The sequence below is a fragment of the Njordella calcicola genome, from assembly GCF_056494125.1.
On record NZ_CM151396.1, the window covers coordinates 4,461,247 to 4,483,108 of the forward strand.

The window sequence follows — 21,862 nt, forward strand, 5'->3', positions numbered from 1 at the left end:
CGCTTGTCTGTAACTATTGGAGAAACAGGACTAACCTTCAACTGCAATCGGTGGGATCGTAAGCTTGTGGATTTATGTGGGTCGCGTGGCTAATCTTTGGGGTACAACAGACGTAAATCGATATCCATACTTATCAGCGGCACAGGCCAAAAAATGTCTAATAATCACTTTCGTCTTACCGCTCGATTTTAAAAATCTGGGTACCACGAACTTTTCGACGATGTTCTTGGCGCCCAGTGTGCGAACCCAATCTTCGGCATGAAATCCATACTCGCTTGCGAACAATAAGTCGCTCGCGTGCACCAACATTTCATCCGATACTTGGCTCGGATCGTTTCGGATCAATATGCCAATAGTTGTGCTGAAAATGTACTTACTGCGAGGGTCGCTTTTATCGCTTGCGATCGCCAAGAGCCACTTGAAACATGCTTCGTTTGCCTGCACAACAATCTGTCCAACAAGCACTTCTTGATCCGAGTTCGCTTCATTTTCTGACGCAACGAGCTTTTTCAGCAACGGTTGTGCTATCGAGGAAGTGATCCGAACGTCTCGCGGCAAATCGCAAACTCCCCTCTTCGAAAAACAGTGTCTTAGTAAATTAGCTTCTCCCAAGCGAATTAGATCTAAAATTAAATCCGTACGCTCGGGCTGTGTTTCCCACGTGAGACAGAATTGGAAATAGCGTCGCTCAATCTCGGAAAGCAAGTCACCGCTGGTCGCAATCTCTCTCAGTTTTTTAGAATCGTCGGGATCAGGAATCGAGCAGGCCTTTCTGACTGCGATACCAGCCAGCACCGGAGCCGCGACCAAGTCTTGCAAATACTCGGCGGCGTCTCGATTTCCAAGTTCGATAAGTTTTTTGAGTAGACCTAATGCGTCCAAACAGCTTTGAACCTCGCCGATGCAGCGTTTGAGAATTCCCCAAAAAAAGTTTCGATTTCGTTGCAATTGGCCAAGATAGCTCTCTGCTATATCGTAGACATCATCAATGGCATATCGGAACGTGTTGAATAGCGACACGGCAATGTGCTCGCTCTCCATATTTTTCAAATTGCTATCGATCACAGTTAAGATAAACTCGATGCATCCTGCCGCACGCTTGGCCAACAGATAACGTGCGATCATTTTTGCGACGAGAGGATTCTCGAGTGCGTCCCTATCAACCGATTGAAGCACTTGTTCCGCGTCTATAGACTCAAGCAACTGACTTGCAAACTCTTCGATACCATCAGTCCGACGCGACGCCGGATCGCACTGACGCCAAAGTATCTGAATAAGTTCATTGCTTGAAAATCGGTGATGCCAGTCGGTAAAACCGGATCGTGTCCAGAATCCATGCGAACCTTTCGTCTCGCTTAAGATGTCTTCGACCTCGGGCAAGGTGATGTCTCCACCACACTCGAGATACTTACAAAGCGCGATCCCACCCAGATCGGAATGAGAAATTGCAAGTTCGCGAAGCAGAGCTTGATGCTCTGGAACGAAAACTACATTTTGGAGCTTGAATGAAAAATACGCATCCCTCGACAAGTCTTTTGAATGGTTCGCCACAAGAAACTTTAAAGCCAATGTCGTAATTTCAGTACTAACTCCAAGTCCGACTCCCAGTACATGAAACGCAGAATACTCATCTGCGACCAAAAGGATTTCGAAGAGTTCCTTTGCAAGAGTCGGACTGCTATGCAGGATCAAATTCTCGATCTCTTCGTCTGTCTGCGCATTAGTGACAATGTCGTGCAAACTCTCATGATGCTGTTGACGTGCAATAGACCAAGTATGCAGTCTATTTGAAACAGGTTTCAGTAAAGCGTAAGTGCGCGTTCGTCTCCGCTTCAATAAACCGCTCTTCAGTCCATAAAGCACGGCCTCTCGTATAGGTTTATCGATCGCAACTGAGCGGTGAAGTTTAACTTCGTTTCCACTCGAAGTCATGAAACGCTCTAGTGGAGCGATTCGTCGATACCAAGAATCATACGGGCTGACATCGGTCCAGTTCGCGAAAGAGTTAAGAACATCATCGAACCCAAAAGTATCTGCTGGTGACGACTTCAGAAATGCCTCTAAAATGTACGGTATACGTAACAACTCGATGCACTCGTTTTTTTCGACTTCATGCGGGTGAGCGCCAATCTCATCAAGCTTGTTTTCAATCATTCCCATTTGCACTCCAGCTATGGTGAATGTATCTCCTTGAAACCATACCGTAGCTTTCGTATCAAATGTCGCTACAATCCAATTGCTGCATCCAAGCAGCGACATCAATCGGTCAATGCGCTCTCCGACTTCTTTCGAATTGCGGACGCAAGCTTCTGATCGATCGAAATTATCGAAGAGCGGATATACCCGGAGATTCTTGATCGCTAACCCTTTGCGAGCCGCTTCCATTTCAGCATGGACAAACGCTTCGAAGTTTAGCGGGTGTTTGCGAAGGTCAACATAGATTGGCCAGAACCATTGCTCCCAAGTAGGCTCGTCGCTCCCCAGATAGTGCAATCGGTATACGAGCAACTCGAAGGCGAACCTGCGTAGGGCGAAAGTCTTTCCGATGCCGGGCTGACCACCGAGAATGAATGAGCGCGGATATCCACGAAGCAATTCGGAAACAGTTTTGTGCCGATAGGCCATATAGTATAAGTAGAAATCGTCGGAGTTCTCGCGATTTAATGGCGCGTCAACATCAAGATCGTAGTACGGACTCTGTTGCTTGGCGATATCTTCATACTGCTTCATCTTGCTCACGATAAAGCGGAAGCGATGTGCGTTAGGGTGATAAATCATTTGGCAGATTCTAATTGTGCTCCAATACTTGCAATGGAATCCGAAGTAAAGAAGCTATGCGTGGCTCATGTCTCGATCAAGTCAGGAGAGTCTTTTGTCCCAAGTATAACGTTGATTCGTTCGGTGGAAATTTTTGCGACAGATTTGGTTGTAGCGAAGTCGCTCGCCAATTGAATGGTTACGCCGATGGATCAGTGGTAAGACGACATTGTTGTTGACGGGTTAGACGTTTGTAGTACCGCCTTCAGGCGGAGTGAGGTTGTGTTTACAGCAAGCATCCGGCTAAAGCCGGGACTACGAACGAAGACTGCCCTCCCCGGTCGCTCGTGGTACTCGCGGCCGACCCTCCCGCGGGAGGGTGAAGAAGAAACGCGTACGCCTGCTGCTTGTAGTACCGCCTTCAGGCGGAATGAGGTTGTGTTTACAGCAAGCATCCGGCTAAAGCCGGGACTACGAACGAAGACTGCCCTCCCCGGTCGCTCGCTGTACTCGCGGCCGACCCTCCCGCAGGAGGGTGAAGAAGAACACGTACGCCTATCGGCTGACGGTTAAACGAAGACTGCCCTCCCCGGTCGCTCGTGGTACTCGCGGCCGACCCTGCCGCAGGAGGGTGAAGGACACGATCGCCCAAGCGTGATACACTTTGATGATTTCCGGAAAGTCGACCATAATGCACGCAACTCAAAAATTCCTAAACGCAAATTCCTTTGCAGTCGCAGGCGCTTCGCGAAACATCGACAAATATGGCTACAAGGTCTTCCGCGCTTTACTAGATTCAGGTCGACAAGCGATTCCAGTCAACCCGACAGCTAGCGATGTCGACGGCTATACCGCTTATGCTTCGATCAACGATATCGCCGAAGTCCCAGAAGCGCTTTCCATCATCACGCCGCCTCTGGCCACGCGCCAAATTGTGGCAGATGCAATTGCGGCGGGCGTTCAACATATCTGGATGCAACCAGGGGCCCAAGACGAACAAGCAAGCCAGCTTGCTCGCCAAGCTGGACTCAATGTGATCGACGACGGCAGTTGTATCTTGGTCGTGCTTTCGTACGAGAAACGCCTGAGCTAACCGCACTACGCACTGGGCTGCAAGATGACTTTCATCGCACCTTTTTCGCCAGCATACAATCGCTTGAACCAAGCGGGCCCTTCGTCCAATGTTGCAGTTGCTGTAATCAACGGTCGAACGTCGATCGCACCAGAACTTAATAGCTTAATGCACTCAGGAATCTCACCGTTACTGGCGCATGAACCATAGATCGTCAGCTCGCGTGACACGACCGCTTGCAGCGGCAATTCGATTTTAGGTGCTAGATTCCCAACCAGCGTTATCGCCCCCCCTCGCCGAGTACAATCGATGGCTGTTTGAACCGTCGCGGTGGCTCCGACCACTTCCATCGCCGCATCACAGCCATGGCCATCAGTTAGCTTCAAGACTTCTTCAACTACATTGCAGTTGCGAGCGTTTAGAACATGAGTCGCACCCAACGCTTTCGCCTTGGCTAATTTTTCGTCTTCCAAATCGATGGCAATGATTTGCGAGAACCCGGCCAGTCGTGCCGTTTGAACGCATAAAAGTCCGATCATGCCCGAACCTACGATCGCAACACTTTGCCCCAATGTCTTGGGAGTGCGATTGGTGGCGTGTACAGCGATCGACACCGCTTCGATCAACGCCGCATGCTCGAACGATAAATTGTCGGGCAGATGGTACGAGATGTTTTCAGGGACAACCACATACTCGGCAAACGCGCCGTTGCGACGAAACTCACCGCAGGAAACCCCCAGCACTTGACGGTTCAAGCATAAATTAATGCGACCCGCGCGGCAATTCACGCATTTGCCACAAGACACCGTCGAATCGAACGTCACACGATCACCAACCTTGAATCGCGTGATATCGCTGCCAACCTTTGTTACAACTCCAGCCGCTTCATGGCCCATGACCAACGGCGGAATTCGACGACCGGTAGAACCGTCGTAACCGTGGATATCGCTGCCGCAGATGCCACACGCCTTGACCGCGACCAAAAGGTCATTGGGGCCAACTTCCGGCTCAGGTAAATCGACGATGGTCAGTTGTTCGTAGGCTTCTAACAGCATTGCCTTCATGATGGATCATCCGCTGTAATGTGGAAATTCTATTTTCAGTGTGATCCACGAACTAGCGGGATCTTGATAACATAAGCATAATCGTAGCCGATCACGTGAGCTCCTAAAAGGACAGGCTGCTAGAGTTCACTGCAGAATGCGGGCGGCTGTAAGATTTGGACACCAGAAGGGGATTTTGATGTTTCGCTTGGAAGTCATAGACTATTACGATCAGACGAACCAAACCGTGGTGGCACGCGTGCCCGAACATGGTTCGGCCGCGATTCAGTTTGGTGCACAGCTTATTGTCCAGCAATCACAGGTCGCGGTCTTTTTTCGCGATGGACGCGCGATGGACGAATTCGGGCCCGGTCGCCACACGTTGACCACCGCGAATATCCCAATCCTGAGCAAAGTGCTCACGCTGCCTTTCGAACGATCGCCGTTTCAAGCGGCCGTTTACTTTATCGGCAAGCAGACTTTCCTAGACCAACGTTGGGGCACTCGCCAGCCAATCACGGTACGCGACAAAGATTTCGGTGTCGTGCGTCTGCGTGGCTTTGGCAAATTCTCCTACCGCGTGAAAGACCCCGCACTGTTGCTCAACTCCGTCGTTGGCTCGCAAGGCCGACTCACCACGACGGAGATCGTCGATTACTTGCGCGATCAGATCATCGCTGGCTTAACGGATGTGTTTGCCAACGCGAACATTCCGCTGCTGGACATGCCCGCTCGCATGAACGACCTCAGCGTTGCGACCCGGTTGCAGGTGGCCGACCGATTCACCAAGATGGGCTTGGAACTGGTCGAGATCGTGATCAGCTCGATTACGCCGCCCGAAGAAGTCCAAAAGGCGATCGACGCACGCTCCAGCATGTCGGTGCTGGGCGACTTGAATTCTTACACTTTGTATCAAACCGCCAGAGGGATCGAAGCGGCCGGCCAGAACAGTGGCGGTGGCCCAGGCATGGGCATCGGACTGGGAATGGTCTTGCCATCGCTGGTTCAACAAGCCATGCAGCAAGCGGCTGTGCCCAAGCCCGCTGCGCCAGCCTTTGGCCAACCCGCCGCAGCGCAGCCAGCGGCCATTGCCGCATCTTCTGAAATTAAACATGTCGACATCAAAGCACCGCTGGAAACGCTCCGCGAGATTGCCAAGAAATCGAACTGGACCATCGAAGTGGACGAAGCCAGCCGCATCGTATTGAATATGTTGGTTGGCCCGATGCGTCGCCAGAAGGTAACGGCCGAAACGGGTATCGTGGATGAAAGCGGATATGGTGTCATGAGCATCTGGTCGGTCTGCGGCCCAATCAACCCCGGTAGTGCAGCGTTGATCTTGCGCAGCAACGATCAGATCGTACACGGCGCATTGGCCCTCAAAAAGATCGGTGACGGAGAAGAGCTGGTATTGCGCAGCAATTTGCTGATTGACACTATCGACGTATTAGAAATCACGCGAACGATCGCCGCGATCGCTTGGCAAGCTGACCAGATTGAATCGCAACTGCATAGCGGTGCGGATGTCAACTAAAGATCGCTCCGCCTTGGCTTCTATGAATGACGCATCTACCATCCATGGATCATCATGTCGCCGAGTGATTGTGGTCGCCAATCCCAATAGCGGTTCTCGCAGTCGCGCCGACTTGATCAACGCACTGCATGCCGACTTGATCGCGCAAGGCCTGACGCCCGAACCCTGCAACAGCTTGGATCAACTGTCTGTACGGGTCGAAACACTCCACCAGCAACATGAGTTAGCAGCGGTTGTCGCTGCCGGCGGTGATGGCACAGCTTCCGCCGTAGCCAGTCGCTGTGTCCCCGAAATTCCGATCGCCATCTTGCCGCTGGGTACTGAAAACTTACTTGCAAAATATCTGGGGCTAACTTGCGACACACGCAAGCTTGCCACGGCAATTGCGCAACAGCGAATACGCTGCATCGACTGCGGTCAAGCGAACGGCAAATTATTCTTGGTCATGGTCGGCATCGGCTTTGACGCTCAAGTGGTCTATGAAATGTCGCGGCAACGCAAAGGGCACATTCATCAGTTGTCTTACACGGTGCCGATCCTGCGATCAGTTTGGCAATATCAATTTCCGCAATGCCACATTACCGCGGAAGTCGTTGTCCCTCAACCGACCGACACAGCCCCCACCCACGGGCAATCGTTACCCGATCCACCTGCGATAGAAACCCGAACCGAAACTTGGGACGCTCGCTGGGTCTTCGTCGCTAACTTGCCACGCTATGCGGCTGGACTACCGATTGCCAACTGGGCGGCCAGCGACGATGGCTTGCTGGACATCTGCAGTTTCAAGCATGGCGGCGTCATGCGCTCGCTGGGCTATTTCGCTTACCTGTATATGAATCGTCACCGTGACCTGAGCGATTTCCGCACGTGCGTCGCTACTTCGGTTCGCATCACCGCCGACAGTTCGGTGGCTTATCAAATTGACGGCGACTATGGCGGAGAGCTGCCGGTAGAAATCAAAATCTTGCCCAAACGTCTTAAGCTGATCGTCGCCTAATCAGCAGGGCAAGTCAGCTTTTGAATTTAGGCAAATTAGCCGTTGAGCAATAGCTCACGGTTTCCGAAAGAACCGACGCTAATGCGTTTCGGCTAATGCGCAATGTGAATAAATGACTTGCCCTCGCCTGATCAGCGTTGGATCATTTCCAGCGACGCCTTGGCCGCGTCACTGACTTTGGGATTCGTCGAAGCACGCAGTTCTTCCAGCACAGGGATAAGCTGCGATGTTTCGCCTTTCGTATAACCCAAAAACTGGATGGCCAGCACGCTGACTTCAGGGCTGCTTGATTTGGCAAGCTGAAGCAATCTTGGAATCGAAGCGGGGATTGGGCCAGCTTTCTGAAAGCCTCTCAGCGATCGCTCGATACGTCGCGCCATATCTTCTTGATCGGCTAAGGCAATCATGTCGGGGATCAAGACCGCCGCATCTCGCCCTAGCCTGCCCGGTATCCGAATCGCTTCACCGACGAGTGCTTTGTCGCCGGACTGCAGAGCACGAACAAGTTGCGGTTCAAGCACGGCAAAATCTGACTCAACCAGCGAAATCGCGTTCAGGGCCGCGGCTCGAACACTTTCAGAAGAGTCATCGATCCGAGCTACCAATGCCTCAAAGGCCGGTCGACCAGCAGTTCGCATTTGCGTGATGGCTTTGACGGCTGCCAGTCGAGCGCCGTCGTCGGGATCATCCAGCATCTGCTGCAGGTCGCCCAGCGACTGGATTCCAGCAGAACCGTGGCTGCCGATAAATGTCGCAGCGGCAAGCCGGACGTCCAAGCTCTGCAGACGAAGGCATTTCGCAATCTCAGCTAGAGCCGGTTTGGCGATTGGCCCCAGCGCTTGTAGTTTTTGAATGACGTTCAGTTGAACCGCAGGATCTGGATCGCTTACCAAACCAATGAGGTCATTCACCAATTCAGAATCCCGCGGCGCGATACCGAACAGAACATCGGCGGCAGCACTTCGAATCGCAGAAGAGTCGCTGTGAACGAGCGTCCGAACGGAACCAACCGCGTTTCGAGCTCGCGGCCCAAGCTTGCCAATGGCGCTGAGCGCATGGACTTGCACATTCTCGTCCCTATCGGCCGTTGCTTGACTCAGCATTTGTACAATCTCCGCTTGCGTGGGAACGATGCCTCCCAAGGCGACGACCACGCCCGATCTCACGTGCGCGTTCTCATGCCCTATCGCGGTGATCAAATCAGGAATCGCAACCGGCCCCAGCCGCCAGATCGATTCCCCAATCTCTTCGACGTGGCTGCCGGGAGCTTCCAGGGACGATAGCAAAGTCGGCAGCACTTGTTGACCTAACGTTACCAAGACCAATGCTGAATCGCGAGCAATCGCTTGATTGGTTGACAAGAGCAATGCGTCCAGTTCCGGCCGCATGGCTTGAATCACGCCCGGCTGACGTCGCAACGCGTTGTATACAGCGACCCGCACGATGTCTTGCTGGTCCTGCAATCGCTGCAGATAAATCCGCGACAATTCTGCTTCCGGCAAACCACATTGAGCGACCGCTCGAACGCTTGCAGCACGTTCTCCAGCATCTTCGCTTTGCGTCTGCGTGATGACAATTTCGTGCAGCTCCATCGGAATCTGCTGCCACTGGCCGATCGCATTGAGCAAGCCTAGCCTTGCGACTGGAGTTGCATCGCCAAAGCGCTGGACGATCGACGGTGCAGCCAGCGGGCCAAGATTTGCCAACGCAATGGACGCTTCTTCGCGTACGTTGGCCGCGTTGTCATCGAGCCTGTCGATGATCTTTTCCACCAATTGAGGATCATTCGGCTTGATGCGTCCCAAGGCGATCAGCGTGCTGGCTCGAACATGACGATCGGTTGAATCCAGCAAGGGCTCCAGTCCACTTAACGCAGGCTGTCCAATTTGGGCTAACAGCAAAGCGATTCGATAATCCTGATGCTGCTCCTCCTTCCCCGGTCCCACTTTCTTTTCGCGCAACGATTCCAGCAGGACTTCCAAGGCCGGTTCAGCTTTGGGCCCAAGCGTTTGCAGGCCTTCCAGCAAAGCCAGACGTGTTTGGCTGTCCTTCTCGGTCTTCAACGATGCGATTACATCGTCCAAGACGATCAACATCTGCTGGGCAGCCATGTCACCGATGGCGACCGCGGCCTCGCGACGAAGCTCAACTTGTTCGCTGAACAAGGGTCGTTGCGATTGGGAAGCGATGACGTTGTGCTTTTCATCTGCCTGCGCAACGATATGATTTGTCGCGCAAGTCAAACTGCCGACGAACAAGTATCTCATCGCGATGATGCGCACGCATTGCATTCGATTAACCATCCGCCAGTAGCCCCGGTAATGGTTCCGTACTATCGCCGAATCGATCCATTTTGACTCCTACCTGATGCAACATTGCAAGCAACAAATTGGACATCGGCGTCTCCTCGCGGTACTTGAGATATTGCCCGGAGCGCAGAGTGCCACCGCCTTTGCCCAGCAAGATGACGGGCAAGTTGATATGGTCATGTCGATCGCCATCGCTGATCCCGCTGCCGAACAGCACCATGGAGTTATCTAGCAAGGTCGAACCATCTGCTTCCTCGACCAGCATCATCTTCTCGATCATGTAGGCCAGGATTGAAATATGGTAAGTGTCGATCTCTCGCAGCTTCCTATTCCGCTCGGCATCACCACCATGATGCGAAAGCTCATGATGCCCATCCGTAAATCCAAGCCACGGGTAATTGCGATCGGTCGCTTCTTTGGTCACCATGAACGTCGCGGACCGCGTCGAATCCGTCTGAAACGCCAAGACCATTAGGTCGCACATGAGCCGCAGATGATCATCAAAATCATCGGGAATTCCCGCTGGCTTGTCCAGCGTAAGCCCACGAACGTTTAACCCATTGCCCGCCGACTGAATGCGCCGTTCGACTTCACGAACGCCGGTCATGTATTGGTCCAGCTTCCGTCGGTCTTGGGAACTGGCATTTGCACTCAGTCGATTCGCATCTTCAAGCACATAGTCCAAGATGCTGCGGCGATAGTAGTCGCGATCGCCTAATGTTTCCTGCATCAAATTGGAACTGCTATCGGTAAACAGTCGATCAAAGACGAGCTTCGGATTAATCTCGTAGGGAGCGGGCGACGTTGCATTACGCCATGAGATATGCGTTTTGTAAGTACCGCTGAAACCAAACGCATTGCCTGAGCGAGCGGTTTCGCAACCTAGTTCCAAGCTTGGCAGACGCGTTGCATTCCCAAGATGTTGGGCGTAAACCTGATCGATCGACGCGCCCGCACGAACATTATCTTGAGTCCGGTAAGCTTGAGCTCCCGTCAAGAAGCTAGCCGACGCCTGGCCGTGGCCGCACCCGTCGGAATCACCATTGGTGCGAGCTCGATTGTGCGTCAGGCCATAGAAACAATTGAGGTAGTCGCTGGCAAAAGAAAGTGGCTTGAGCGTCGGCGGCAAATCAATCAGCGCGCCTTCATGTTCAGGAAACCACGTCGGTAAATGAACACCATTGGGTACATACCACGAGCACATACGGACCGGAGGTCGATCCGCCGCTGGCTCCGACGCATTGGCAACTCGCGGAATGCTCTCCAACCAAGGAAGAGCGATCGCGGCACCGAGCCCCCGCAAAAGGGTCCTTCGTTCAAACTTGGTATTCATGGCCATGCTTCTCCGATTATGAAACGACTGTAAAAGTGATTTGATGATAATGTGGGCGATTGAGTTTTTAGTACCGGCTTCAGCCGGACAGGACTGTCGTGGTGTTTGTAGTACCGGCTTCAGCCGGAATGTTCAAGACAAACACGGCCGCCTGAAGGCGGTACTACGAACCTCCGCCGTGGTTTTGAAACACTTCACTTTCAACGATCCCATAAATGATGCTTTGGAAGCGGAATTCGTCTTCCTCAAGTTGCCTTCGGATACTCTCGACGGTCCCTAGGTCCTGAATTTCTAAGCCCCTTCCCAGCGCATAGGTTAGCAGGTTCTTGATTATACTGCGGCTGAACCGTTTGCTGCCAACCTCTTCCAGCTTTTGCTTGAAATCCGAACCGTCCTCAAAAGCGATCCCACCTGGCAATTCGCCCGATGCATCAATGCCAAATTGATCATCCCGATCTCGCCAGCGGCCAATTGCATCGTAGTTCTCTAAAGCGAATCCGATCGGGTCCATCTGTGCGTGACATGAGGCGCAGGCTGGATTCGCACGATGAAGCACCAGCCGATCTCGCAACGAAGCTTCCGCACTAGACTCGGAACTCTCATCCAACGATTCCACCATCGGCGGGGGGGGCGGAGGCGGTGTTCCTAATATCTGCTGCAACACCCACTTCCCACGCTTGACGGGAGACGTCCGATTCGGATTGGACGTAACTGTCAGCACGCTGGCATGTGTCAGCACACCTCCGCGCCGACCATTGTTGAACTCCACTTTATGAAACCCTTCACCCACGAAGTCATCGAACCCATAATGTTTCGCTAAGTCTTGGTTGATGAACGTATAGTCGGAATGCAGCAACTCCAGCGCACTGCGATTGTTGGAGAGTACGTAATGGAAATAATGCTCGGATTCCCCCTGCATCGCATCCCGCAATGCGTCGGTGTAGGTTGGAAAGAGCTCGCGATCGGGCGTCACCTCCGATAACTTGCGCAGTTGCAGCCATTGCCCACAAAAGCTCTTCACAAAGTCGTTCACCTTGGCATCTTGCAACATGCGAGCTACTTGCGATGGCAACTGCTGGCGCAATTGACCACGATCGGCCAACTGCAATAACTCTTCATCGGGCATCGTGTTCCAGAGAAAGTACGCTAAGCGACAAGCCAGTTCATGTTCGCTGAGCAACGCTGGCTGGTCGACGCTCTTGGGCTCAATCAGATACAGAAACTGAGGAGACACCAAGATGCTAGTGATCACAATCTGCATCGAACGCGGAAAGCTTTCGCCGCGATCTGCAGCCAACGCATAGATCTTCATCAAACGCTGAACTTCAAGCTCCGATGGCGGTCGCCGAAACGCGCGACGCGCAAAGGACCTGACAATCGCTTCGGCGGATGCCGATCGAGCTTCATCGCCAGCGGTTGGCTCAGCCATCATAATTGCCTGGTGCCCCGGATAGGTCGATTGATCTTTTGCATTGGATGCAATGCGCACGACCATGGAATCCACATGCAAGCCGTAATTGGAGCCGTATCGCTGGTCGCCACTGACAGCACTGGTGATCAGTTGCGTGCCCTGGCCTTTTGCGGCAGCTTCTTCGTCAGCGACCACGGCAACGGATACTTCTTTGTCGCCTTGGTATGTGTGAATCCAAAACCGATAGACAACCGTTTCGTCTTGGACCCTGACTGCTTGAACAATCCTTGAATCGCTACCGAAACTGATCGCTACCCGCGGCGGCGGAACAGTTTCAGAGATCCCAACGCGAACCAAACTGAATTCAGTCAAGTAGTATCCTGGCGCAAGAGTATGTTCGAATCTTACCGGCTCGTTGTTGCTCAGCGGATAAGTGCGCAGGCCGATCAGCTCAATGGGCGGCGAGTTTTCGACATTGGGCGTCCAAATCGCTAAGTCTGCAGCCTTCTCAGCCGCGGCAAGGAGCTTCTCAAGGTGAATGGGCGATACACTTAATGCAGACCCAATGTTGTCAAATCCGAAACCGATTTCATCGGCCGGGAACTCTTTGGCAAGATCGATGTCGATATGCATGAGGTCTCGAATCGTGTTGTTGTATTCAAGTCGATTCAAGCGTCGAATAACCGCCGCCGGCTTTGGGAGATCCTTGCCCGAGATGGCACTTACAAAATCGTTTTCAATCCATTCGACGACCGCTTGTGTTTCCGCGATCGTTGGTTGTGGTGCATCGACTGGAGGCATGCTTCTGGCTTCGAGTACGTCCAAGGCCTTTGGCCACAGCGATCCGAACTCGATCGCTTGCGATTCATTTTGAAAGCCATCGAAGGCGACGCCCGCTTCACCACTGCCGCCCGAGTGGCATTCGATGCAATAGCGTTGCACAAACGGCAGTACATGTTGCTCGAACTGCAGATTGCTATCGTCGTTCAAGCTTTGGCCGCTGGCGCAGATGCAAAGCATGAGCGAAGCGATCATCGACGCGAACAGAGTGTGCAATAGGGAACGCTGTGCCATGCGAACGCTTTCCAAGTGCAAAGGTAGGTGGAAGCTCTGGCTTAGCGAACTGCATTGGGCGAGGTGAATACTGCAAGGTCGCTGAAGCCAAGTTTGGCGGGGACAATCTAGTATATACGATTCCGCCAGAGTATGCGGGCTCAGTTCGTAGTCCCGCCTTCAGGCGGCCCCAGTTCGTAGTCCCGCCTTCAGGCGGACCCAGTTCGTAGAGCACCATTCCGCCTAAAGGCGGGACTACAAACGTAGAGTACCATTCCGCCTAAAGGCGGGACTACAAACGTAGAGTACCATTCCGCCTAAAGGCGGTACTACAAACACGGCGTTGGATTTAATTGCTACCGGCCTAAGGTTTGATTTTTGGTCACGGCCCACGGAGTGTGCCTACTACCTTGGCCACGGCACACGGAGTGTGCCTACTACAGCGTCCAACCGTCGGGCAACGTTGCGTCTTTGACCAAAATTGGAATTCCGTCGCGTACGTAACACGGCGCATGGGCATCGGACTCCTCTTCGCGATTGCGATTCACAATCTTCACATGACGCCCGACTCGAACGTTCTTGTCCAAAATCGCGCCTTCAATCAACGAACCACTGCCAATCCCAATCGGGATTCGACCAGTCTGCGTATTCAATTGCTGGTCATGGTCATTCTCCATCAAGTCCGCACCCATGATGATACTGTTGCGAATCGTGACGCCCTCGTTGATAATGCAACGCAATCCAATCACGCTGTTTTCAATAATACAGCCTTTCCCAATGCGGCAACCGTCGGCAATCAACGATTGATTAATGGTCGCTCCATCTACAACTGTCGGTGGCAGAAAACGCGCTCGTGAATAGATCGGATTGTCCGCTTGCACCAAATCAAATGGCGGATTCGGTTTGGTCAGCGCCAAGTTCGCTTCGTAGAACGCTTTGATCGTACCAATGTCTTCCCAATAATCGTCGAACAAATGCACTTGCACTTTGCGTGACCGAATCGCCGCTGGGAAAACTTCCTTGCCGAAATCTTCGTAATCGGTCTTGTTCAAAACATCAAACAACAAGCTGCGATTAAAAATGTACAACCCCATGCTGGCCAAACAATCGCGGCCATTGGCGGGAATGCCTCGCGCGTCGATCCAAGCCGGATCAGTACGCACCATGTCGACCTCCTCATCCGTCTTGGGCTTTTCTAAAAACCCAGTAACGCGTCCTGTATCATCGCAGCGCATCACGCCCAACGAACTGGCGGCCGAGCGGTGGACGGGGATTGCCGCGATCGTCACGTCAGCTTTCGATTCAATATGCGTCTGCAACATTTTGGCATAGTCCATGCGATACAACTGGTCGCCGGACAAAATCAATACGTACTCCAGATCGTTGCTATCTAGATACGTCAAATTCTTGCGAACCGCATCGGCAGTCCCTTGGTACCAATCGGTGGTCCCTTCCATCGTTTGCTGAGCGGCCAGCAGTTCGACAAAGCCTCCACCAAAATGGTCAAATCGATAGCTTTGACGAATATGTTGATGCAGCGATACGCTCAAGAACTGCGTCAGAACGAAGATTCGATTGATGCCTGAATTCAAGCAATTGGAAATCGGGATATCAATCAAACGATACTTTCCACCCAATGGCACCGCGGGTTTAGCGCGAATCTTGGTCAGTGGAAATAAACGTGTGCCTCGTCCCCCGCCGAGAATGAGTGCTGTGACATTACGCATGTCGTAGTTCATGAGGCCTATCCTGGTCGTCGCTGAGAATCAAAAGATCTGACACAAACATCAGACTAAATCAACAACCAGTAGCTTAACGCTGAACATGCCACAGAAAAGTCCCCTCAACAAACTTTTCAAGCGTGCCAGCAAGCACACTCCCGGCTACTGATTCGCAATTAGCGATTCTTTTTCTGGAGTTTGTCGTCGACTTTCAAACGCTTATACATATTCGAAAGCCACATTTCCGCAAAACCCGAATCCTTCAAATCGAGCATTTCGCGTTGCGAATCGGGAATGTTTCGATAGACATCGATCAACTCATTGACGTTCAAGGCCCCTGTGGTCGTCCCCAAACCTTCCGCATACAGAATCCACTTCAACAAGACGACTCCGCGGTCCTTGGTAGCCACTCCGCTCAACATCTGTTGCGCTTTCGTTGACAAACTGGGTGTCAATCGGTTAATGATCTCTTCATGGTTCCGAATACGCAGTTCATCCAAACTGCCCATCCAAATCAGCCACCGCCAGATCTCACGCGGATTTCCAAAGGAAGCCATCAAGTCCTTTTCGACCCAAAGATTAATCGCGCGACGATCGGTCGAATCCAAGTTGTCGGCATACCAAAGACAAACTTTATAGTACGCCTCCTCTTTCAATCGCACAATCTGCTCGTCTTCTTTGAGCAATTGCAGTTGAGCTCGCTTTCCAGATTCCAGCGATTGCAATAACGCAGCGAACAATGTCGCTGTCTCTTGCAACGACACACAGTCGCTTTGGCTTGCGCAATTCTGCCAAGCACTCACGTAACGTTGGCGGTCTTCCACTGGTAAACGTTGAAAGTCTTCCTCTCGCAAACGCAATAACTCTTTGTCTCTTGCATCCAGTCGCTCAAGCCACTTGGTCACTTCACTTACATCCGCCGGAGGTACTGGCAGTGTACTGCGAGATAAGTCTGTTTGATTCAATTGTTCGAGCATCGGGAAGTCGCGGAGCTTGGCGGCGATACTCAGATTCGGAAACGACTTCAGCGTTGGCAGAACGGCTGCCGTAGCAACTTCTGTTAGATGCGCTTGCTGCGCTGCATTGCGTTGATAAATCCCCGCAACGACTCCACCAGCAACCAATGCAAGCAATAAAGGCACTGCTACTGCCACGCGCAAGATGTTATCAGAAAAGCGATCGCAGATCCGACGCCAAGACCAACCGTTAGCCTCGAGAGGTTCCTCTGCGATTGATTTGGCGATCATCTGCATGGTCGTGGTCGTAAAATCTCTACTGACCGTCACCTCAGGCCACGCATCCAGCAGGTCCCAAGCTCGTCGCAACTCGCGCAGCTCCAAACGAAGCATTTCATCCGTTACGAGACGTTGCTCCAGTGCCGCACGCTCGCTAGCGTCCAGCTCGTTATCCAAGTATGCCGTAAGCAACTCGGTATCGCTATTGACGTCAATCTCGTCCCGCATGAACCAAATTCCTGCTTAGGAAGTTCGACAGTTTGCACTTCGGATGAACAATATTCTACACACTTCTGTCATATCAAACGCTACTCAGTCAACGTTAGGACCGCTGAAATCTTCAGCTTTTGTAACTTTTTCTGTGCCATCGCCGTTGTTGACACTCATCGCGGGGGGAATCCCCTCCTCTAAATACGGCTCAAGATAGATCTTCAAGTTCACGCGAGCTCGGCTGAGCAGCGACTTGACCGCCTTGACCGTCAGGTTCATCGTGTCGGCAATTTCTTGATAGGAAAGGCCTTCGAAACGACTGAGCATCAATGCCACTCGTTGCCGCTCGCCCAACGCCATCACCGCCTGCTGGACCATCGCCGCACGTTCCTTTTTGTCCAAAGATCGCGTCGGCACCGATTCGCTGGCGGCCATCACCAGTTGTTCTAACCCCACAGCGGTCGATTGGTTTGCAGTTTGTGGGTTGAGATTTACCTCACGCCGCCGATTTTTGTCACGAACGGCATTGCTAGCTACATTGTTGGCAATACGGTAAAGCCAAGTAGAAAACTTGGCCGTCGGCTGATAGCTCTTCCGAGCGCGATAGACTCTTAAAAAAACTTCCTGAGCCAGATCCTCGGCCGCTTGCTGATTGCTGACCCAGCCCATCATCAACCGAGTAATCGAGGCATTGTGCCGCTGCATCAACATTTCAAACGCAAGCGAATCGTCGTCACGGACGCGCAGCATCAGAACCACGTCTGGATCTGAAGTGTAATCCGATGTTGTTGATCCTTCCTGCAAAGCAACAGTCTTTCAATGCAACTTAGCGTGTTCCAATACCCGCGGGGACGAACCGTCTAGTCTATGGTCCAATCTGCACAATGCACCATACCAAATCCACGCTTCCCCTAAGATGGGAAAACAGCTTCGAGCAACCTAACCTAACATGAACACGCTGATTTTGGAAAAGTTCCGAGTCTGCCGATGCTAATTCAAGCAATTTGCAGTTGCCATGTGCCTCGCTTAAGTCCTATTCGCTGAAGCACTTATGAAAATCGCTCGCCGTCGGCCCGAAGACTTGTTTACGGATTCAAGGGCGATTTGGTTCGCTTAAACCGAACAGCCGCCTAAAGGGCATTGGTATCTACACCAGTATGGGTGAAGCGGAAATGTTCGCTTGTTTCGCTACGTGAGTCTGCAGGGGTTCGTTTAACCGCGTTGGGCATCGCCCCGCGTTGGTTGTGCCTTTAGCAGTATCGCGGCCCGTTGGGCTCGCGGTTAAACGACGTTTACCCCGTTTCGCCTGCGAATCAATCGTAACGATGTGTAGATACCAAAGCCTAAAGGGCGTACGACGGACTGCCGCCTAAATCACAGGCTTACTGTGGCTGATAATCTTGCCACATCCAAACCAGAGTGTCGGCCAGCGTTTGCTCGAACACTTTGCGATCACAATGCTTGGTGCCCTTCGTAAATACGTAGCGATAGTCGTACCCTTTCGCTTTCAACGCATCCGCCGTCCGCTCATTGGCCATGACCCAGTTGTGATAAGTTTCTTCCGGGTCTTTAGCTCGAAGATCATTCTCAGAAACATGTGTGAAGATTCGCAGCGGCTTCTTGTCGGAATTTTCAATCAGCTTCATGCTCGAATGATACTCCCAAGCACCTAGCGGATAAGCCGACTCTTCGGGCGCATCGTCATCTTGCTGATCGACAAAAGTCCCAGAGTATGTGATTAACCGATGGAACAGGTCTGGCCGAAACCAGCCCATGGTCAATGCCGCCGCTCCGCCGGAACTGCAACCCATCGCACCCCTGCCCCACGGATCGTCGGTAAAGGCGATCTTCGGATAAGCAGCCTTGATCGCCGGATCGCTCAATACCGCAGGCAAGACTTCTTCATTGATGAACCGAGCAAGCCGATCGGACATGGTGTCATATTCCAAGCCGCGTTGGCTGCCCTTGCCATCGTTGCCGCCGTTTTGAACTGCAATCGCAATGAACGCTGGCAGCCTGCGAGCCGGATTTTTTGAAATGGTAAGATTGTCTAGTGCATTGCGAACAAGATTCAGATTGCTGGGGCCATCATGCATGACCAAGATCGGAGCTTTCGTGCCATCGACATAAGCGGCCGGTACATAGACGGTAATCTTGCGCTCGGTGCGTACCTCTTTGCGAGGGTCCAGCGTTTCATCATCACCGCGGAAGATCTTGCTATCAGCCAACTTCATGCTGAACTCGAACTGCTGCCCTTTGGCATTGCCATGATCCTTCAAGTCCGAATGCAATTCGTAATCTGGACCGATCACAAAGTTGCCGTTAGCTAAAGCAGCAGAATCCTGAGCCTTGCTGCCCTGCGCATGGACTGCACAATCCAAATGACTGATAAACAAGGCGGTAGCAATCAAACTCAAAGGGACCGTGTAGCGAAAGAGGCGTCGCATGGTGGGCTCGTTCTTTAAGGGGCAAGTAGTTGGAAGGAAACTGCCCTAATCCTAAACGCTGCCCAATCGAAATGGAATCACCCCAAACAGGCTTCACTCTGGCTAAATCAGACGTAACCGTTCACACTTCGATCAGCCGCAGGGCATTCCTACCGGTTTTTGTAGCCTCTTACCTGACAACCGGGGCTATCGCCCAGCGGCTCATTGGCTCATGTTTTTGTGACTTCCATGATTGAGGCGTGAACGGTTGCAATCAGACTAAGCGTTTGCCAAAGGTTCCTCTGAATTCAACCCACTGAGCGATTTTCGCAGCCTGCGATAGCCGCCGAAAACGAACGCACTGGAGATTAGCAAAATGCTACTTGGTTCCGGGATCGCTGAAACAGAGGTGTAGCTGAGTGCGAGATACCGACCACTAGCAAGGTCGCCACCAAGTCCTACCGTGAGCTGGCCATCACCATTAATCACTGCATTGAACAGTTCTGAGGTACCGACGAAGGTGATGCCAGTAGCAGCGAAGTCTATGTTTCCACCAGCAAAAGTCTCCATCATTTTCCAACTATAGTTTTGCCCAGCGTCAAAACTCGACGCGAATCCAGTTCGCTCGGTGATGAGAAACGTCGCGTTTTGGATTGTGATATGGCCATCCACCAGAAGTCGATCTTGAACTGCTGTCGCGGAGCTTCCGCCCAACACACTACTGGTATCTCCTGCGTCCAGCAAATCCCATCCGTAGAAGCTGCGATCTGTTGTGGAGCTGGATGAGAGATAAAAATCACCCTCAATGTTAAAAGTTCCGATGTCGTTGAAGCCTGGTGTGAAGATGCCTAACGAGTTTATGCGAACATCGGCATTGATCAAACCAGTGCCGGCCAGTTGTCCGCCTTGATTGACATTGACCGCCCCTGCCATACCGCCTAACTGCCCCACATAGACTTGTGCATTCGGACTCACCTCCAGCATTCCTTGGTCGTAGACAAGTAAATTATCTCCGATGAACATGGAGCTATTATTGGTTACCAATGCTGTTGCAACTCCGCCTTGTTCAAAGACGTTACTTGCAGCTCGACCACCAAGATGAAAGTTGCTAGCCGTTGAAACGGACGAGTTATCGCCAGCGATCAAGAGCTCAGCGGAACTTGTAGCACCTATTCCCATAAACGTTGAGTCGCTAACTTCTACGGTGCCACCTGTGTTTACAGTAAAGGAACCTGCGCCTTCGCGTCCGATCTGCAATTGGCTGGTACTCAACATCGCTTGCTGGCCAACCACAGCTTCGCCATAGCTGCCCGCAGCAGAACCCAAGATGGTGATGCCGGATATATTGACTTCCCCTTGGTCAGTCGCATTCAGCCTGCCGTCTCCTTCGCCTCCGAGCGCTAGATTCGTTGCGTTCAATTGACTACCGGTCCCTGATACGCCAACCGTTCCGACGCCTGTCGCAAAACGACCTGCGACTAATTCGTTTTCTAATGGAGCAAGATTGGCCGCATTGCCGACATTCATGATCCCGCCATTCGCAATATCAAGGGCACCAGTTCCATGTGCACCTACCATGATGCTATCGGTAGGCCCTGAGGCTGACTGTAGAACCTCGCTTGCATCGACACGAAAGTTGCCAAACGAACCTTCGCTTACGCCGATTTGGATGCTGCCGTCAAAGCTGGCAGTCGAACCGGAATACAAATCAATCGACCCAATCGAGCCGTTGAGACTGCCTACATTCACGACGTTCGAAAAACTTGCGGCGGCTGAATCCTGCAGAATGAGCGAGCCAGTTCCCGCATTGCCAATAAAGGATGGGCCGCTTTGGATGAGCTGCGTCCCTGCTCCCTCAACATTCACTTCTCCAATCGCTCCAATCCCATTGCTGATAACCAATTGGCCTGACCCGTTAACAACGGAACCACCTTCGATCGAGATACTTCCACTGCTGCCATTTGCATCTGCAGCGACAATGTTGCCAATATCATATGAACTGCCGTTTATGCGTGTTTCGCCAGAGCGCGAGGTCAATTGGCCTAGGCCAACTCCTGAAGTCCCGCCGTTGAGTTCAAGGATCGAACTACTACTGTTGATCTTGAAAAGATTCGTACCTTCGACTGTTCCCGAAATCGTGAGTAATCCGTTGCCCGCTCCTTGAACCGTCAGACCTGCGCCAGCAATGGAGATGTTGTTGCTGATGACTGCCGAACCACTCCCCATTTGGTCAATAATGCTTTGGCCCGTAGGAGCGGGTCCCTCAAAGGCCAATGCGTTGCCATTCAACTCGATCGTACCCGATCCGGTATTGTTGAATCGCACGGCGAAGAGTTGAAACGGCGACGCTAAATCGTTGGCAGCGATGTACGAATTCGAACCCGACGCTCCAAACTGTAAAAATGTGCTTGTCGATGGAGTTGGAATCCCAACCGGCGACCAATTCGTATCGGTGGACCAATCCCCGCCTGCAACATTGGCTTGCCAGGTTTGTGAATGGACTTTTTGGATGCTACCAAGTATGGCAAGTGGCACAATGCAACATAGAAATAGGATTCTCGTGTTGGCAATACGGCTGGTGTACATGCGGTCTTCTATCCTTGGCGATTGAAAGCTGATTCAATAGACCATCCCTGGCGAGCACTCGAATTCCATCTGAGCTAGACGATTCATTTGGAACATGCCAGCGCCGAAAAACCAAAAAAGATAGAACTTTCGGAATTATCCGAATACAATCGCAATTCCAACAATCGATCACTTT

13 protein-coding genes are annotated in these 21,862 nt (G+C 52.2%); 3 read left to right on the plus strand and 10 right to left on the minus strand.

The window, feature by feature from the left end:
* Positions 1-72: 72 nt before the first annotated feature.
* Positions 73-2,778: a hypothetical protein gene (locus SH302x_RS17420; protein ID WP_479363706.1), complete on the minus strand. Its 2,706-nt coding sequence runs from the start codon at positions 2,776-2,778 to the stop codon at positions 73-75.
* Positions 2,779-3,448: 670 nt separating this feature from the next.
* On the opposite strand from SH302x_RS17420, the gene SH302x_RS17425 reads away from it, so the two are divergent.
* Positions 3,449-3,850 (plus strand): CoA-binding protein, encoded by a 402-nt coding sequence (locus tag SH302x_RS17425; RefSeq protein ID WP_479363708.1) that lies wholly within the window; start codon positions 3,449-3,451, stop codon positions 3,848-3,850.
* Between the two features lie 5 nt (positions 3,851-3,855).
* Here SH302x_RS17425 and SH302x_RS17430 read toward each other — a convergent pair whose 3' ends face one another.
* Entirely contained in the window at positions 3,856-4,893 is a 1,038-nt protein-coding gene (locus SH302x_RS17430; RefSeq protein WP_479363709.1) for a zinc-dependent alcohol dehydrogenase, read from the minus strand.
* A 178-nt stretch (positions 4,894-5,071) separates the two neighbouring features.
* Here SH302x_RS17430 and SH302x_RS17435 point away from each other — a divergent pair, with 178 nt between their 5' ends.
* The gene (locus SH302x_RS17435; RefSeq protein ID WP_479363711.1) at positions 5,072-6,406 is read left to right on the plus strand and encodes an SPFH domain-containing protein; all 1,335 of its coding nucleotides are present in this window, start codon (positions 5,072-5,074) and stop codon (positions 6,404-6,406) included.
* 22 nt (positions 6,407-6,428) lie between these two features.
* Positions 6,429-7,403 (plus strand): diacylglycerol/lipid kinase family protein, encoded by a 975-nt coding sequence (locus SH302x_RS17440; protein ID WP_479363713.1) that lies wholly within the window; start codon positions 6,429-6,431, stop codon positions 7,401-7,403.
* Positions 7,404-7,534: 131 nt separating this feature from the next.
* Here SH302x_RS17440 and SH302x_RS17445 read toward each other — a convergent pair whose 3' ends face one another.
* The 8 genes from SH302x_RS17445 to SH302x_RS17480 form a co-directional block, all read right to left on the minus strand.
* Entirely contained in the window at positions 7,535-9,670 is a 2,136-nt protein-coding gene (locus SH302x_RS17445) for a HEAT repeat domain-containing protein (protein ID WP_479363715.1), read from the minus strand.
* A gap of 28 nt (positions 9,671-9,698) precedes the next feature.
* Positions 9,699-11,045 carry a DUF1552 domain-containing protein gene (locus SH302x_RS17450; protein WP_479363716.1) on the minus strand — a complete coding sequence of 449 codons (1,347 nt, stop codon included), beginning with the start codon at positions 11,043-11,045 and terminating at the stop codon, positions 9,699-9,701.
* Positions 11,046-11,208: 163 nt separating this feature from the next.
* A complete protein-coding gene (locus tag SH302x_RS17455) occupies positions 11,209-13,530 on the minus strand; it encodes a DUF1592 domain-containing protein (RefSeq protein ID WP_479363718.1) in 2,322 nt (773 codons plus the stop codon).
* 416 nt (positions 13,531-13,946) lie between these two features.
* Positions 13,947-15,248 carry a glucose-1-phosphate adenylyltransferase gene (locus tag SH302x_RS17460; protein WP_479363719.1) on the minus strand — a complete coding sequence of 434 codons (1,302 nt, stop codon included), beginning with the start codon at positions 15,246-15,248 and terminating at the stop codon, positions 13,947-13,949.
* A gap of 158 nt (positions 15,249-15,406) precedes the next feature.
* Positions 15,407-16,693 carry an anti-sigma factor gene (locus SH302x_RS17465; RefSeq protein ID WP_479363720.1) on the minus strand — a complete coding sequence of 429 codons (1,287 nt, stop codon included), beginning with the start codon at positions 16,691-16,693 and terminating at the stop codon, positions 15,407-15,409.
* A gap of 84 nt (positions 16,694-16,777) precedes the next feature.
* Positions 16,778-17,479 (minus strand): RNA polymerase sigma factor, encoded by a 702-nt coding sequence (locus SH302x_RS17470; RefSeq protein ID WP_479363721.1) that lies wholly within the window; start codon positions 17,477-17,479, stop codon positions 16,778-16,780.
* A 578-nt stretch (positions 17,480-18,057) separates the two neighbouring features.
* On the minus strand, positions 18,058-19,122 hold the full coding sequence (locus tag SH302x_RS17475) for an alpha/beta hydrolase (RefSeq protein WP_479363722.1): 1,065 nt from the start codon (positions 19,120-19,122) through the stop codon (positions 18,058-18,060).
* Positions 19,123-19,380: 258 nt separating this feature from the next.
* Positions 19,381-21,687 (minus strand): beta strand repeat-containing protein, encoded by a 2,307-nt coding sequence (locus tag SH302x_RS17480; RefSeq protein WP_479363723.1) that lies wholly within the window; start codon positions 21,685-21,687, stop codon positions 19,381-19,383.
* Positions 21,688-21,862: the final 175 nt, after the last annotated feature.